Raw genomic sequence first — 14,446 nt, 5'->3', positions numbered from 1 at the left:
ATTCACAAAAGTGAATCCGTATTTTTCTATCTATTAATTGATCTAGCCATTCGACTAATGGTGTGGCGCTCGCCACGAATCGCTTTGCTTAAAGGATAAATGTTTTCAAATGGAGATTGTATACCCCAAGCAGCATCCCCAATATGTTGAATATCTACACCACAAATCTTATTTCTAATCGCAGTTTGTTCAATAAAGCTTGCACCGAATCCTTCTTGACTTGTTCCAATCGTGCTCATAACTAAAGCGCCATTTGGATGAGCCAACTTTACAACTTGCTTCAATTCCTCGCTATCAAAACCAGGAACTGGGAAAGAACTGATAATCATGAAGATCGAACCAACAATGATTAAAGGCATAGCAAGAGTAATACCATCACGCAGAGATATCAGGCTTGTGTTTTGACCCAATTTGGCAGCTACTGGCATTAGATGATTTTGGAGCCAACTGGTTTTATTATTTTTTGAATCCATACAAATCTCCCTTCAAAAAAGACTCTTTTTTCTATTCGAAAGTGATTTCTGTACACAATTACACATACATTGGTATAGTCCGTCTACAACAATCTATAAAAAAAGCAGAGATTTCTCTCTACTTTTCAATCATATGTGGTTTTAATTCAATATTATCCATTCCGATCATCGGATCAATTTTACCCGAATAGATCAATTGTGGCGTTAAAATCTGCTCTGCTTCTAGACCTTCATCGCTTGGCTCACTAGTTAAATCTAAACTAGTTTGTTCATTGGTTTCAATTGTCTGCTCATTTTTGGATATAGTAGATTTTTCTTTCTTTTTAGAATCATCAGTATCTTTGATTTTGAGTAGCGTTCTTATCTTTCGCGTTAAATCAGTTTTCCGGTCATTGCCGGAAGTATTCAAAGCCATTTCATAAGCTCTTTTTTCACCAACCATCACGAGATTTTTCTCTGCACGAGTAATAGCAGTATAAAGCAAATTTCGACGTAGCATCATGTAGTTTTGCATCGTTAAATTTAAAACTACAAGCGGAAATTCCGAACCTTGCGACTTATGAATGGTTATTGCATAAGCACGTGTTAAATCAGCTAAATCCTTCAGACCAAACTTGACTTCTCGCCCATCAAAATTAGCAACCAAGCACTCTGTCTTATTGTCTTCATCAATTGAAATAATTTTTCCGATTTGGCCATTATAGATGTCTTTTTCAGGATTATTTTGCAATTGCAAGATTCGATCACCAATTTTAAAAACTTCATTATGAGCTTTTAAATGCTTGGCTTGAGCATCTTTAGGATTTAAGATGTTTTGCAGGATATCGTTTAAATTGTTGATACCACCGCTACCTGCATACATTGCTCCTAAAACTTGAATGTCATCTTTATCAAAGCCTTTTTTTAAGGCGTAATTTACAATTTGTTCAATAGCAGGTGCAATCTGCTGGCTATTACATGGAATGAAAGAATAATTCTGAGTTTTAGAAAAAATAATATTTGCCGCTTTTTCTTCATTAATTGCGTGAGCTAAGGTAATGATTGATGAATCGTCGCCTTGACGGTGAATAAACTTTAATCTGGTTGTTGGAAAAGCATGTGACGCAATCAAATCGCTAAAGACATTTCCGGCTCCAACAGATGGCAACTGGTCTTGGTCTCCAACAAAAACAATATGCTTTGTAGTATCTATACTTTCAATTAGCATCTTAAATAAGAACATATCAACCATCGACATTTCATCGACAATTAAAATTTCTCCATTTAGTTCATTAAGATCACTGATATTGCTGTTTTCGCCAATTCCAAGACCCAATAAACGGTGAATAGTCTTAGCCGAAACATTAGTAACTTCGCCCATTCTCTTAGCTGCTCTTCCAGTTGGTGCTGCTAGTAAAAATGGCGGATCATTGCTATATAAAGTAGCTGTCGGAATATCTTCCAGTTGCTGCAAGCATAACAAAATTCCATTGATAATTGTCGTCTTTCCTGTCCCAGGACCACCTGTCAAAATGGAAATTGGATTATTCAAGGCATTTTTAATGGCTTCTTTTTGCGTTTCATCATAGCTAATTTTTAGTAATTTTTCAGCTTTTTCGATGGCACGCTCAATTTCTTTATCCGAATATTTTTTAACACTAGGACGCGTGTTCACTAATCTTTGTAAATCACGGGCAATATCATTTTCTAAATTATAAACATTGCTCAAAGCAGCCTTTTCACCATCAATTACCACTTTACCAGCTTCTTGCAATTCATTAATTGCATTAGCTAAAGCATCATAGCCTTCAATTGCTAACAAATCATCCGCTTGCGTCAATAAATCTTTTAGCTCAACATAAGTATCGCCTTCTTGAGCTAAAGCATTTTCTAAAACTTGACTGACTGCACCCTTTAGTCTGCGTGGGTCATTGATTGGAATTCCTAATTCTTGACCTATTGTATCCGCACTTTTAAAACCAAAGCCACGAATTTCTCCAATTAAAGAGTAAGGATCGGCTTCTAGTTTTTTTATTGACTCGCCATGATACACTTTGTAAATATTTGCAGCAACCTTTTTTCGAATACCATATTTAGCCAATTTCAAAACAATATCCGAAAACGAATCCATCTTATTTATTCCATTTAATAAAACATCTTTTTGCTTGGAAGTTAATGATAAATTCGAGATTTTATTAGGATTTTGCTTAATGACGTCTAAGGCATCAGTACCTAATTCATCAATAATTTTTTCCGCTGCTTTTTTACCAATCCCAGGAAAGCGATCAGAACTAAGATATTTAATTAAACTTGATTCTTCATGCGGCAAAATTGAGTTATACGAACTTGCCTTAAACTGCTGGCCAAACTTAGGATGGACAGTTAATTCGCCTATAAAATGATATGTCGCGCCGATCTGCAAATCGCCAAAATTTCCCGTTACTCTAATATCTTCACGGTCCAAATCAGGAATTTGCGTCAAAACATCGACATCTAGTATTTTAAAAAGATCTTGATTGTTCTCAAAGACGATACTGTTTAACCGTCCATTAAATTCAATTTGAGCCATCTTTTCCTCTAATCAATTTTGCAATCGCTGAATATTGTTTTTCAGCTTGTGCAACATAATTTTTGTCTAACTTTTTAGCTTCGCTAAAGAACTGTTCAGCTTGTTTTTGATCCTTATCAAATATGGTTAAGCCAAGCAAAAAATTAACTTTAGCTGAACGCTGTTTTTCTGGAACTTTAGCAAAACTATCATGAGCTGCTTTTAATTCACCTAAACTTAGCCAAATGTCACCTAATAATTCCAAGATTTTGTTGTCTTGTTTTTTGATAGTTAATGCAAAAGCAAGTGCTTTTTGATATTGCCCCATTTTCATAAAAATCAACGATTTTTGGTACAAAGTTTCATCATCATTAGGCAAAGAATCTATCAGTTTAAGTGATTTTTCGAATTCGCCTAGCATGTAATAGCAAACCGCAATATCATAACTTGATTTTTCCGGCTGATCTACTACCACTTGAGCTTTTTGCAATAATTCTAAAGCTTGCTGAGCAGAATTTTGTTCAATTAAAAACGTCGCTAATTGCAAATAATTATCAACATTTTTTGGTTCATTATCTATTTTTTTAATTAATAAATGAATGGCGCGGTCATGATCTCCCGCGTCATAGATTTTCATTATTTTTTTATCCATTAGATTGTATCTCTACTTGTAATTTTACGATCTAAATAAGAAGTTTCATTCCAAAGTTTTTCTTGGAAAGTTTTACCACCATCATCAGTTTCCAAAACTGTCAAACTAGTGTTAGTCAAGCCTCCGCGCTTGCGGATGTCAGCAATTGAGTAACCTTCCAAAGTTCTGGTTAATGCACATAATGCGGCACCGTGACTAACTAACAAGACATTATCGTCTTTATTTGGATAACGTTTAACTATATCATTAATCAAGTCTTTTCCACGTGCAATCATATGGTCAAAATTTTCACCATGAAAGGTAGATGGATCATAACGATCTGGTTCATAGCGAAAGGCCTTAATTTGAGCAGGATATTGTTTTTCTGCATCAACAAACTTCATCCCCTCTAAATCGCCTAAATTAAACTCCTTAATGCGCTCATCGACAATGACAGGCACACTTATACCCATATCGTTTCTAAGCATTACAGCAGTAGTTAAAGCTCTTTGCAAAGGACTTGCATAAAAGGCCTTAAATTTTATTTGTTTTGAATCTAGATAGTCTGCCAATTTTTTAATATCTTCGTAACTTTCTGGTAAAAGTGGCGAATTACCACTTCCTCCTTGATAACGCCCCTCTAAATTCCATTTAGTTTTTCCATGTCTAACAAAATATAGCTTCATTTTCTTTTATTCTCCATTCAGTATATAAACAATTATAAGTTTTTAGAAGGTCATTTACAAAGACAACAATAAAAAAGAGCCAAATTTGCATCAAGCAAACTTAGCTCTGAAAAATTAGACTAATTGTAGCATTTTATCATCTTTATAAGCGCGATCAATTGTCGCACTGCCTAAGCACTCTTCTCCTTGATAAAAGACAATTTCTTGACCAGGAGTAACCGCACGTGCTGGCTCATCGAATTCAACATGAACAGTATTAGTGTCTTTCTTATAGTGCAAAGTAATGCCAACATCTGGTTGACGATAACGGAATTTTGCAGTGCACTTTAAATCAAAGTCATGATCTGGCATCCCAGTAAAAAATGAAACCTCACTACCATCTAAGCTGTCTGAATAAAGCAGATCACTGTCGTAACCTTGTTCAACAATCAACTTATTAGTCTTTAAGTCCTTACCAACAACAAACCAAGGTGCAGTAGATTCTTTAGTTGAACCTAAACCTAAACCTGATCTTTGACCAATTGTATAATACATAAGTCCGGCATGATGACCAACAACTTTTCCGTCAGGAGTAACCATTTCGCCGCCTTGAGCAGGTAAAAACTCACTCAAGAACTTCTTGAAATTGCGTTCACCGATGAAACAAATCCCAGTTGAATCCTTCTTCTTAGCGGTAGCAAGTCCAGCCGATTTAGCAATCTCGCGTACCTGCGGCTTAGTTAAATTAGCTAAAGGAAAGATTACTTTCTTTAATTGATCTTGAGAAAGTTGACTTAAAAAGTAAGTCTGGTCTTTATTACCGTCTTTGGGACGCATCATGTGAACCACGCCATTTTCATCTACGCGAGTTTTAGCATAGTGTCCCATTGCAATATAATCTGCATCTAAATCCATCGCAAAATCAAGAAATGATTTAAACTTGATTTCTTTATTGCACATTACATCAGGATTAGGAGTTCTGCCTTTTTTGTATTCGCCTAAGAAATATTGGAAAACTCTTTCCCAGTATTCTTTTTCAAAATTAATTGAGTAGTAAGGAATGCCGATTTCGTCAGCAACTTTTTTTACATCTTCGTAATCTTCAGTTGCCGTACAAACTCCGGAATCATCAGTATCATCCCAATTTTTCATGAAGACGCCGACAACATCAAAGCCTTGTTGTTTGAGCAGTAATGCTGAAACAGATGAATCAACTCCGCCACTCATACCAACAACGACTCTAATTTTGCTGTTATCTACCATTTTCTATTTCTCCTTTTAGCAAGGCGCAATAATCTGGCGATCTTCGAGATCCTTCAAAATGAAATTAAGTAATTCAACCATTGGCTTAAGTTGCTTATTTTTGAAAATATTGACCTTTTGCAAGCCATTATTATCAGTTACAACCATCGTCAAATGATCTAAATCTTCGTTCATTGTTAATTTCAACTGACAAGTTGCGTTGTAGGGAGAATCATTGTATAAGGGATGCTTATACATAAAGTTGCCTCTTTTTGAACGCGTGAAGCCTGCATCAATCAATGCGTAGCGCTTAATTTCAGGATTGATCGTAAATTTACGAGTATCGCCATTAATAATTACTGTATTTGCCATAAAATATCACTTTCAATATTATTATCTTATTTTTAGTAAGTGTCAAGTTTTTAATTTCTATATACTATTATACAAAACTAAGTAATAATAAAAAGCTATCTTTTAGCCAATCGCTGACACATTTTAACTAATGCTTGAGCAAATTCTTCAACATCTTGCTGCGTTGTAAATCTGCCAAAGCTAATTCTAATTGATTCAGCTAAACGATCAGAATCTGCTCCATACATTGCTGTCAAAACATGAGATGGATTAAGCGAGCCTGCTGTACATGCAGATCCGCCAGAAACGGCAAAACCAGCCAAATCTAAGTTTGTTAAAGCAGAGTAAGTTCCGACTCCTTTGAGCCACAAATTCAATACGTGGTGCGATACTTGACCATTAATACTGCCGTTAATTTCATAGTCAATTTGATCTTTATCTAATTCGTTTAAAATAATCTTTTGAAATTCTTGATATTTTTTTTGTATGTCAGCTTTATCTAATTCATTTAATTCTTTAGCAGCTACGCCAAAACCAGCAATTCCAGGCACATTTTCAGTTCCAGGACGACGCTTAAGTTCTTGTTCTCCACCTAAGAGCAAGTCGCTAACTTCAATGCCATCTCTTTCATATAAAAATCCCAAAAATTTAGGTCCATTTACCTTATGAGCAGAAACTGAAAGCAAATCAATATGCATTTTTTGAACATCAATATCGATCGTACCAAAGCCTTGAACATCATCAACATGGAAATATGCATTGCTGTCTTTAACTAGATCGCCAATTTTTTGAAGTGGCATAATTGAGCCAACCTCATTATTAACAGCCATAGTTGATACCAAAATAGTATCATCAGTTAATTCTTTTTTTAATTGCTCTAAATCAATATGCCCGGTTTGATCTACATCAAGATAAACTACATTAAATCCCTCATTTTCAAGACGCTTCATTGGGTTTAAAACTGAAGGATGTTCAATTTTGGTAGTAATAATTTTTTTACCAATATTTTGGCGTGCTCGAGCAGTACCAAAAATAGCATTATTATTACTTTCAGACCCTCCACTGGTAAAAATTATTTCTTTTTCGTGAGCATTAATGGTTTTAGCCAATTGCTGACGGGCCTGGTCAACAACTTGTCTTGCTTTTCGTCCAAAAGCATGCTGACTGGATGCATTACCAAAATCGTTAATCATCTCATCGTTAATTTTACTAATTACTTTTGGATCCATAGGAGTTGTTGCAGCGTTATCAAGATATATATTTTTTGTAGCCATAAAAATACTCCTTCTATTTTTTGCTTACCTTTTATAAGTGTATGCTGTTATATTCTAACATAAAATAAGACCTAGTTACGATAAACTAGGTCTTATTTTTTAATCTAAAACATTTTCTTCCAAGTAAGAAGAGATTATTTCAGCTGCCTTTTGACCAACTTCTTTCACGAACTTATCAAAGTCATTATCAGCATTTTCATCGCCGTTATCAGAAATTGCTCGCATCGCAACTAATGGAGTATTGAAATGATTTGCTACTTGTGCAAAAGCAGCCCCTTCCATCTCTACTCCTAAAGCATCAGGAAAGTTCTTCTTAATTGCATCTTTTTGCTCTTGTGAAGAGATGAAACTGTCACCTGTAACAATCATCCCTTCCTTAAAATCAACATTGTTTTTAGTTAGATACCCTTTAAATTTATTTCTAGCATCACTATCTAATACATAACCTGCTGGCTCTTGTGGAATCTGTCCTTCGACATAGTCACCAGCATTTGTATTATGAGCATCGTGATACATAAATTTATTTGGTAAAATCAAATCTTTTCGATGCACATTATCTTGAAGTGATCCTGCAGAACCAGTCATAAAAATTAAGTCGATCTTTTCTTTAGTCAATAAGCTAGCTAAGTTCATAGCAGCATTAACTTTCCCGATTCCACTAAGTCCTAAGTAGATATCATTTCCATTAAGAGAAAAATGTTCGAATTCAGTTGATCCGAACATTTCTTTACTTTCAGATTGGAAATGCTTTTCGTAGAACTCTGCCTCTTGAGGCATTGGTACGATAATTGCAATTTTCATTTAAAATTTCCTATCTAAATCTAAAAATTGAATAAGGCAATTAAAACAATAATGATCAAGACGATAACTACTGCAATAGCCCAATTTAATCTTCTTTTTAAGCGTGCAATTTTTTCATCACGCAGATCTTGCTTTTGCTCATTGCTAAAAGCTTTACGATAACTTGTCTTTTGATCTTGCTGGTCAGAATTATTTACAAACTCAGGATTTACATCTACGCTATCAGAATTTGTCTTGCGATCATCTTTTGCTCTTTTTAAGAGCTTAGATAAACTATCACGCTTTTGTTTTTTGCGGTACTGAGCCCTTTTTTCAGTCATTGTTTTGCTGTCCAGTTAATAACATATTTTCCCAAACTGTAATTGCCATTACTGTCTTTGAATCAACTATCTTACCTTGAGCTAACAACTGTTTTAATTCATCTAAGCTGTACCATTCTTGAGTCAAAAACTCGTCTTCATCTAATGGGCGCTTATCTTCTAGCTTAGTTAACGTATCGCAATAAAAAAGATACATTTTTTCGTCACAAAAACCTGGAGATGAATAAAATTCAGTTATTTTCTCCCAATAGTCAGCTTTATAGCCGCCCTCTTCATTTAATTCACGCTTCATTGCCTCTAATGGTGAAGCATCAGTAGGATCAATTAATCCCGCTGGAATTTCTAAGGTGACTTGCTTAATCGGCTCACGCCACTGCTTAACTAAAAGCATCTTTTTGTCTTCGTTAATAGCAATTGCGCCACTTGCATCAGGGTGTTTGACCACTTCACGAATAGCAGTTTTACCATTAGGAAGAGAAACTGTTTCAATATTTAAGTCGATTAAACGACCTTCAAAAACAGTTTTATTTGAGATTTCGGTCTCATTAAGATCCATTTAATTCTCCCCTTGTTTGTCATGATCAATGTAAACATTAATACATTGTAGCCCATTTTTGCCTTGGGCCAATTGATAGTATACACGTTGACCAACTTCAAGACTCTTATATCCTTGTTCCTTAATAGATTTATAAAAAACAAAGTATGATGAATGGGTTAAGTCATCATCAATAAAACCAAAAGCTGAATTTTTATCAAATTGCTTTACTGTTCCTGTACGCATTATTTCTCAAGTCCTTCTTCAATTGCTTCAGGATAACTCTCAGCTACAATATTAGCACAACGCGCACATAAATCAGGGAATCTTGCGTCGCTACCTACATCATTAGTAATACGACGACATCTTGGACAAACTTCACCTTCAGCATGTTCTACTAAAATCTGACCTGACTTAAGATCTTGAACATTGTCACCAGTCAATTCATCATCAGTCAAAGTTAATTCTGAAACGATCAAAATTTGACGAATATTACTGTCTAATTTATCTAATAATTCCTTAGTTTCTTTATTTGGATGCAAAGTTAAGTGAGCTTCAAATGACTTACCGATTACTTTTTCATTTCTAGCAACTTCCAAAGCCTTCAAGACATCTGAACGTACAACCATAAATTCAGTCCAATTTGCTAAAACTTCATCTTCATTAGCAAAATGATCAACTTCCGGCATATCGCTCAATTGTACGTATTCTTCGTCTTCTTTCAAAAAGCTCCAAATTTCTTCCATAGTGTGTGGCAAGATTGGTGTTAATACTTTAGCCAATTTAACTAAAACATCGTAAATAACAGTTTGCATTGAACGACGAGATTCACTATCTTGAGTATCGATGTATAAGATGTCCTTAGCAAAGTCTAAGTAAAATGCAGATAAGTCGTTTGAAATAAAGCTAAATACCTTCTTGTAAACACTATTAAAATCGTATTTGTTGTAAGCATCTAAGACTTCTTGAACTAAACGATTCAGTTTAACTTCCATAAACTGGTCAACGCCAGCCATGTCTGGGTAAGCAATTGTATCAGCCTTAGGATCAAAGTCAGAAGTATTCGCAAGCATGAACCGGAAAGTATTTCTGATTTTACGGTAGGCTTCAGCACTTTGACGTAAAATTTCTTGTGAAACTGCAACATCCGAAGTTGTATCAGCGCTAGCCACCCATAAACGAATAATTTCAGCACCCATTTGCTTGATTACATCATTCGGTGAAATTACATTACCTAATGACTTAGACATCTTGTGACCCTTATCATCAAGCACAAATCCTTGTGATAAAACTTGCTTGTATGGAGCTTTTCCAGTTACAGCAACTGAAGTAATCAAACTTGAGTTAAACCAACCACGGTATTGGTCGCTACCTTCAAGGTATAAATCAGCTGGGAAGTTAAGTCCATCTCTTTGTTTCATTACTCCAGCCCATGAAGAACCTGAGTCAAACCAAACATCTAAGATATCAGTTTCTTTTCTGAATTTTCCATTTGGTGAATGTTCTGAAGTAAAGCCTTCTGGCAATAATTCTTCTGCGCTGTGGGTGTACCAAGCGTTTGAGCCTTCTTTTTCAAAGATCTCAGCTACGTGTTCAATAGTTTCCGGCGTCACGATTGGAGTATCGTCTTCTGCATAGAAAATTGGAAGTGGAACGCCCCAGGCACGTTGACGCGAAATTACCCAATCGCCACGATCTTTAATCATGTTGTAAAGACGTGTTTTACCCCATGATGGAATGAAATCAGCTTTTTCAATTTGATCTAAAATTTGATCTCTAAACTTATCAATTGAAGCAAACCATTGAGTAGTTGCACGGTAAATTACTGGCTTCTTAGTACGCCAGTCATGTGGGTATGAGTGTGTAAAGAAGTCAAGCTTTAAAAGAGCTCCTGCTTTTTCAAGCTTTTCAGCAACTACTTTATTTGCATCATCATAAAACATACCAACTAAGTCTGGATCTGGAACTTCCTTAGTAAATCTACCTTGGGCATCCATTGGACCAAATACAGGTATACCATAACGACGACCAACGTTGTAGTCATCTTCACCAAAACCAGTAGCGTTGTGAACTAAGCCAGTACCATCATCATCAGTTACGTAAGTGTCGTTCATAACTAGACCATATTCGCCCAATCCATTCTTATCATAGAGTGGATGTCTATAAGTCATATGGTCAAAATCAGTCCCTTTAAGCGTCTTAAGAACTTTATAGTCGTTCCAGCCTAAGTCTTCGGCAACTGCTGGCAAACGATCGCTACCAATTACGTATTTTTTACCATTAACTTCAACTACTGAATAGTCAAATTTAGGGTTAACAGTAATACCTACGTTACTTGGAATAGTCCAAGGAGTAGTTGTCCAAATTACTAATGAAACATCTGAATCTAAGATTCCTTTACCGTCTTTAATTGGAAAAGCAACATAGATTCGAGGTGACTTAATGTCGTGATATTCAACTTCGGCTTCAGCTAAAGTTGATTCACTTGACCATGACCAATATACTGGCTTTTTACCCTTATAGATGTAGCCTTTTTTAAACATCTCACCAAAGACTCTAATTTCTTCAGCTTCAAATTCCGGTTGAAGGGTAATGTATGGGTGATCCCAATCAGCCATTACGCCCAAACGCTTAAAGTCAGCCATTTGTTTTTGAACTTGTTCTTGGGCAAATTGGCGACATAATTCACGATATTTTGCGCGATCCATAGTCTTGCGATCAACGCCCTTTTTAGCCAATTGTTGTTCTACAGGAAGGCCGTGAGTATCCCAACCAGGTACATATGGTGCATAGTAGCCATTCATGTTCTTAAAGCGAACGATAATATCTTTAGAGATCTTATTTAAAGAGTGTCCCATGTGAATATTACCGTTAGCAAATGGAGGGCCATCGTGTAAATCAAAACGAGGCTTACCTTCGTTAAGCTTTAATCTTTGTTCATATAATTTGTTTTCTTCCCATTGTTTTTGCCATTCGGCTTCTCTAACTGGAAGATTTCCACGCATCTTAAATTTAGTTTTACCTAAATTCAATGTATCCTTGATTCTCATATTTTTTCCTTTCTAACCAAAAAAGCTCCGCCCTAAAATAGGGCGAAGCTAATCGTGGTACCACCTAAATTGAACATCTCTGTTCCACTCAATCCATGTATCGTATGGGTTACGTTTAAGTCTATTGGCAGCTGATCAACTTTCTGAGTTATTGGCCTTCCACCATCGCCAAATCGCTGAGTTTCATACTTGTTTTACTGTCGACTTAATTATTTATGATCTTTATAATCATCTGGGAAAATGATCATCGGTCCGTCATTTGTATTAGGAGTAGAATCTGGAGTTACTTGAGGAGCTTGATCTTCATGTACTGGAGAATCTCCTTCTAAAATCTTAGGAGCATCATCTTCTTTTTGATCTTGTTCAGAGTTTACTTCATTTTCTGTAGCTTTGTCAACCGTATTTAAAGTTTGTTCTTGTTCAGGCTGATTTTGATCAACATTCACATCAATTTGATCTCCTACGTTGACTGTACCTGAATCAGGTTCAGAACTGTCTGAGTTTGCAAGAATTGGTTGCGAGCCATCTGCTGGATAAAGACGAGAACGCCCATAGTACTTATCTAAGTAGTATTGCCAGTCGTGATCATCTAACTCTTTTAATTGATCTTGCAAAAGCTTCTTAGTTTGCTCTCTGAAGTCTGATACTTTTCCTTTAAGAAGTTCATAGTCATTGCTCAAAGTTTCATATTGGCTCTTTAAGTCTTCTTGTTTTGAAGAAGCATTAGTCTTTGCTTCAGCCAAAATATCATTTGCTTTTTGACGTGCCTTTTGAGTAATTTCGTCCGCATTTTCTTGAGCGCTGATTAATGAATTATTCAAAGAATCTTTAATGCGATCGTATTTTTCGATCTTAGCTTTTAATTCTTTGATTTCGTTCTTTAATTCAACATTTTCATTTTTTAAATCTACGTTTTTGTCTAAAACATCCCCGTAGGCATCAACAACTCTATCTAAAAAACTATCTACTTGATCTTCGTCATAACCACGCATTTTTTTATCAAATTGTTTATTATGAATGTCCATTGGAGTTAATGACATAATCTCACCTTTTCTTTGTTTGCCAAACTTTAAACTCTAAACGATATTTTCCTTTACTTGTATGGCTAATTTTTTCTAATTGGATTCGTCCGAAATGACGAATACTCAAAATATCGTATACATTGACAATTATATTAGATTCTTGTACTACATGCCAATTTAATTTTATATTTCCATTATTTATGCTCTCTTTAACCTGACTGCGTGACATATTGGCTGCACTGGCAATTACTGCATCTAAACGCAAAGAAATACTGACAGCAGACTTGCTAGTGGCATCATCAGCCACATTTAAAACTTCATTACGCGAAATTGGCTTTAATTTAACCTTGCTGCGTCCAATGCGAGTAATATTTCGAATAAAGAAATCAGTCAAATCTTTTTTTACAAAAATTTGCCAGTTATCTTCTTCATCATTGATGATATCACCAAAAGAGCTTATTTCGACGCCGGAATTGGCCAAGACTCCTAAAATTTGACTATGTGTCAATTTATCCCATTTTTTATTATATTCAATCTGCAAAGGCTGTACTTCAAAATGCTCTAAATTATATGGAGCATTCCAATCGCACAACAGTGCCCTTTGTTTTTCTGCATTTTTATATCCACCATCATGATAAATTTGCGCTTCATTACCGACAATTTCTTTAAAGATATACATCTGCCTTGGATTAATAAAATCCGTTAAAATCGGCTCTTGTTGGTAAATAAGGCGATTAAAAAGACCGGTGTAGTAGTCTACTTCCGGTCTTTCTTCATAATCAAAATGTTGATAAAAACTACTTGCTTGTCGTTTTTGTGTCATTTTGTAAATTTACGCTTTATACAAATCTCATTAAGAAAAGAATTATACCACGCAAAGCATAATTATTAATTAAATACAGTACTAAAAGTGCAACTACAGGCGCAAAAGAAATTCCAGCAATTGGAGGAATTATCCTCTCAAACCAACCTAAATATGGTTCTACAATCTTAGCTAATATACGTCCGATCGCTGAATTTAATAAGCGCGGCACCCAAGTTAAAAGAGTATATATCACAATTAATAAACTGTATATGTAAATAACAGTATTTACAATTTGATATATAACTAATAAAGCTTGCATTAATCGATATTATCTTTCTTATCTACTAATTCAGCAATTTTTCCATCAGTTTCAAATTTTGGTGGAGTTGCTAAGAAAATCTTATCTCCAACACGTTGAATTTCACCGTTAAGTGCATAAACTGTACCAGTGATAAAATCAACAATTCTACGTGATTGCGCATCATCCATACGTGCAAAATTAATGATAATTGCCTTGTTGCTTAATAAGTTTTGAGCAACTTCTTTTGCATCTGAATATACACGTGGTTCGTATAAAACAATCTTGCTAGTTGGAGCGCTACCTGAGTTAATTGAAACTACATTAGCACGTCTTTCATTTTTTTCAGGTTCTGGAGTAGTATCCATTTCTTCAGTATATGAACTTTCATTCATATCTTCATCTTCGGCAATACCAAAAAATCTGCCTAATTTATCAAATGCCATAATTTA

15 protein-coding genes and 1 pseudogene are annotated in these 14,446 nt (G+C 35.3%); all 16 read right to left on the bottom strand.

Translation table 11 applies throughout. From position 1 onward, the window contains the following. Positions 1 to 26 precede the first annotated feature (26 nt). Positions 27 to 308: pseudogene (locus BN55_RS00260) on the bottom strand (DUF7916 family protein); the annotation flags it as partial. A gap of 283 nt (positions 309 to 591) precedes the next feature. After that, entirely contained in the window at positions 592 to 3,021 is a 2,430-nt protein-coding gene (gene recD2, locus BN55_RS00255; RefSeq protein WP_008469485.1) for an SF1B family DNA helicase RecD2, read from the bottom strand. Further along, positions 3,008 to 3,652, bottom strand: a complete 645-nt coding sequence (locus BN55_RS00250) for a tetratricopeptide repeat protein (protein ID WP_008469484.1) — start codon at positions 3,650 to 3,652, stop codon at positions 3,008 to 3,010. Before BN55_RS00250 ends, recD2 begins: the two co-directional genes overlap by 14 nt. Next, a complete protein-coding gene (locus tag BN55_RS00245; RefSeq protein WP_008469483.1) occupies positions 3,652 to 4,317 on the bottom strand; it encodes a histidine phosphatase family protein in 666 nt (221 codons plus the stop codon). Before BN55_RS00245 ends, BN55_RS00250 begins: the two co-directional genes overlap by 1 nt. Before the next feature lie 114 nt (positions 4,318 to 4,431). Then, on the bottom strand, positions 4,432 to 5,559 hold the full coding sequence (gene mnmA / locus BN55_RS00240; protein WP_008469481.1) for a tRNA 2-thiouridine(34) synthase MnmA: 1,128 nt from the start codon (positions 5,557 to 5,559) through the stop codon (positions 4,432 to 4,434). Positions 5,560 to 5,574: 15 nt separating this feature from the next. Then, complete coding sequence (locus BN55_RS00235; protein ID WP_008469479.1) at positions 5,575 to 5,910, bottom strand: DUF1831 domain-containing protein; 336 nt, start codon at positions 5,908 to 5,910, stop codon at positions 5,575 to 5,577. A gap of 95 nt (positions 5,911 to 6,005) precedes the next feature. After that, the gene (locus BN55_RS00230) at positions 6,006 to 7,163 is read right to left on the bottom strand and encodes a cysteine desulfurase family protein (RefSeq protein ID WP_008469478.1); all 1,158 of its coding nucleotides are present in this window, start codon (positions 7,161 to 7,163) and stop codon (positions 6,006 to 6,008) included. A 99-nt stretch (positions 7,164 to 7,262) separates the two neighbouring features. Further along, a complete protein-coding gene (locus tag BN55_RS00225) occupies positions 7,263 to 7,964 on the bottom strand; it encodes a 5'-methylthioadenosine/adenosylhomocysteine nucleosidase (protein ID WP_008469476.1) in 702 nt (233 codons plus the stop codon). Positions 7,965 to 7,984: 20 nt separating this feature from the next. Next, positions 7,985 to 8,284 (bottom strand): hypothetical protein, encoded by a 300-nt coding sequence (locus BN55_RS00220; protein WP_008469474.1) that lies wholly within the window; start codon positions 8,282 to 8,284, stop codon positions 7,985 to 7,987. Then, positions 8,277 to 8,840, bottom strand: coding sequence for an NUDIX hydrolase (locus BN55_RS00215; RefSeq protein ID WP_008469473.1), 564 nt, complete (start codon positions 8,838 to 8,840; stop codon positions 8,277 to 8,279). Before BN55_RS00215 ends, BN55_RS00220 begins: the two co-directional genes overlap by 8 nt. After that, on the bottom strand, positions 8,841 to 9,065 hold the full coding sequence (locus BN55_RS00210) for a cold-shock protein (protein WP_008469472.1): 225 nt from the start codon (positions 9,063 to 9,065) through the stop codon (positions 8,841 to 8,843). Beyond that, a complete protein-coding gene (gene ileS, locus BN55_RS00205) occupies positions 9,065 to 11,869 on the bottom strand; it encodes an isoleucine--tRNA ligase (protein WP_008469471.1) in 2,805 nt (934 codons plus the stop codon). The genes BN55_RS00210 and ileS overlap by 1 nt, the downstream gene beginning before the upstream one ends. Before the next feature lie 209 nt (positions 11,870 to 12,078). Then, complete coding sequence (locus BN55_RS00200; protein WP_008469470.1) at positions 12,079 to 12,909, bottom strand: DivIVA domain-containing protein; 831 nt, start codon at positions 12,907 to 12,909, stop codon at positions 12,079 to 12,081. 4 nt (positions 12,910 to 12,913) lie between these two features. After that, entirely contained in the window at positions 12,914 to 13,714 is an 801-nt protein-coding gene (locus BN55_RS00195; RefSeq protein ID WP_008469469.1) for a YlmH family RNA-binding protein, read from the bottom strand. A gap of 16 nt (positions 13,715 to 13,730) precedes the next feature. Further along, positions 13,731 to 14,015: a YggT family protein gene (locus BN55_RS00190; protein ID WP_008469468.1), complete on the bottom strand. Its 285-nt coding sequence runs from the start codon at positions 14,013 to 14,015 to the stop codon at positions 13,731 to 13,733. Continuing rightward, on the bottom strand, positions 14,015 to 14,440 hold the full coding sequence (locus tag BN55_RS00185) for a cell division protein SepF (RefSeq protein WP_008469466.1): 426 nt from the start codon (positions 14,438 to 14,440) through the stop codon (positions 14,015 to 14,017). Before BN55_RS00185 ends, BN55_RS00190 begins: the two co-directional genes overlap by 1 nt. Positions 14,441 to 14,446: the final 6 nt, after the last annotated feature.

It is taken from the genome of Lactobacillus hominis DSM 23910 = CRBIP 24.179 (assembly GCF_000296835.1).
Lineage (GTDB): Bacteria > Bacillota > Bacilli > Lactobacillales > Lactobacillaceae > Lactobacillus > Lactobacillus hominis.
Note: the sequence above shows the minus strand (reverse complement) of the source record. Positions and strands in the feature narration are given on the sequence as shown.

Bases quoted from the DNA above. Each gene is read 5' to 3' on its own strand.
- BN55_RS00230 (WP_008469478.1), bottom strand. From the start codon at position 7,163: ATGGCTACAAAAAATATATATCTTGATAACGCTGCAACAACTCCTATG.
- BN55_RS00250 (WP_008469484.1), bottom strand. From the start codon at position 3,652: ATGGATAAAAAAATAATGAAAATCTATGACGCGGGAGATCATGACCGC.
- BN55_RS00245 (WP_008469483.1), bottom strand. From the start codon at position 4,317: ATGAAGCTATATTTTGTTAGACATGGAAAAACTAAATGGAATTTAGAG.
- BN55_RS00185 (WP_008469466.1), bottom strand. From the start codon at position 14,440: ATGGCATTTGATAAATTAGGCAGATTTTTTGGTATTGCCGAAGATGAA.
- recD2 (WP_008469485.1), bottom strand. From the start codon at position 3,021: ATGGCTCAAATTGAATTTAATGGACGGTTAAACAGTATCGTCTTTGAG.
- BN55_RS00215 (WP_008469473.1), bottom strand. From the start codon at position 8,840: ATGGATCTTAATGAGACCGAAATCTCAAATAAAACTGTTTTTGAAGGT.
- mnmA (WP_008469481.1), bottom strand. From the start codon at position 5,559: ATGGTAGATAACAGCAAAATTAGAGTCGTTGTTGGTATGAGTGGCGGA.
- BN55_RS00190 (WP_008469468.1), bottom strand. From the start codon at position 14,015: ATGCAAGCTTTATTAGTTATATATCAAATTGTAAATACTGTTATTTAC.
- BN55_RS00195 (WP_008469469.1), bottom strand. From the start codon at position 13,714: ATGACACAAAAACGACAAGCAAGTAGTTTTTATCAACATTTTGATTAT.
- ileS (WP_008469471.1), bottom strand. From the start codon at position 11,869: ATGAGAATCAAGGATACATTGAATTTAGGTAAAACTAAATTTAAGATG.
- BN55_RS00210 (WP_008469472.1), bottom strand. From the start codon at position 9,065: ATGCGTACAGGAACAGTAAAGCAATTTGATAAAAATTCAGCTTTTGGT.
- BN55_RS00200 (WP_008469470.1), bottom strand. From the start codon at position 12,909: ATGTCATTAACTCCAATGGACATTCATAATAAACAATTTGATAAAAAA.
- BN55_RS00235 (WP_008469479.1), bottom strand. From the start codon at position 5,910: ATGGCAAATACAGTAATTATTAATGGCGATACTCGTAAATTTACGATC.
- BN55_RS00225 (WP_008469476.1), bottom strand. From the start codon at position 7,964: ATGAAAATTGCAATTATCGTACCAATGCCTCAAGAGGCAGAGTTCTAC.
- BN55_RS00220 (WP_008469474.1), bottom strand. From the start codon at position 8,284: ATGACTGAAAAAAGGGCTCAGTACCGCAAAAAACAAAAGCGTGATAGT.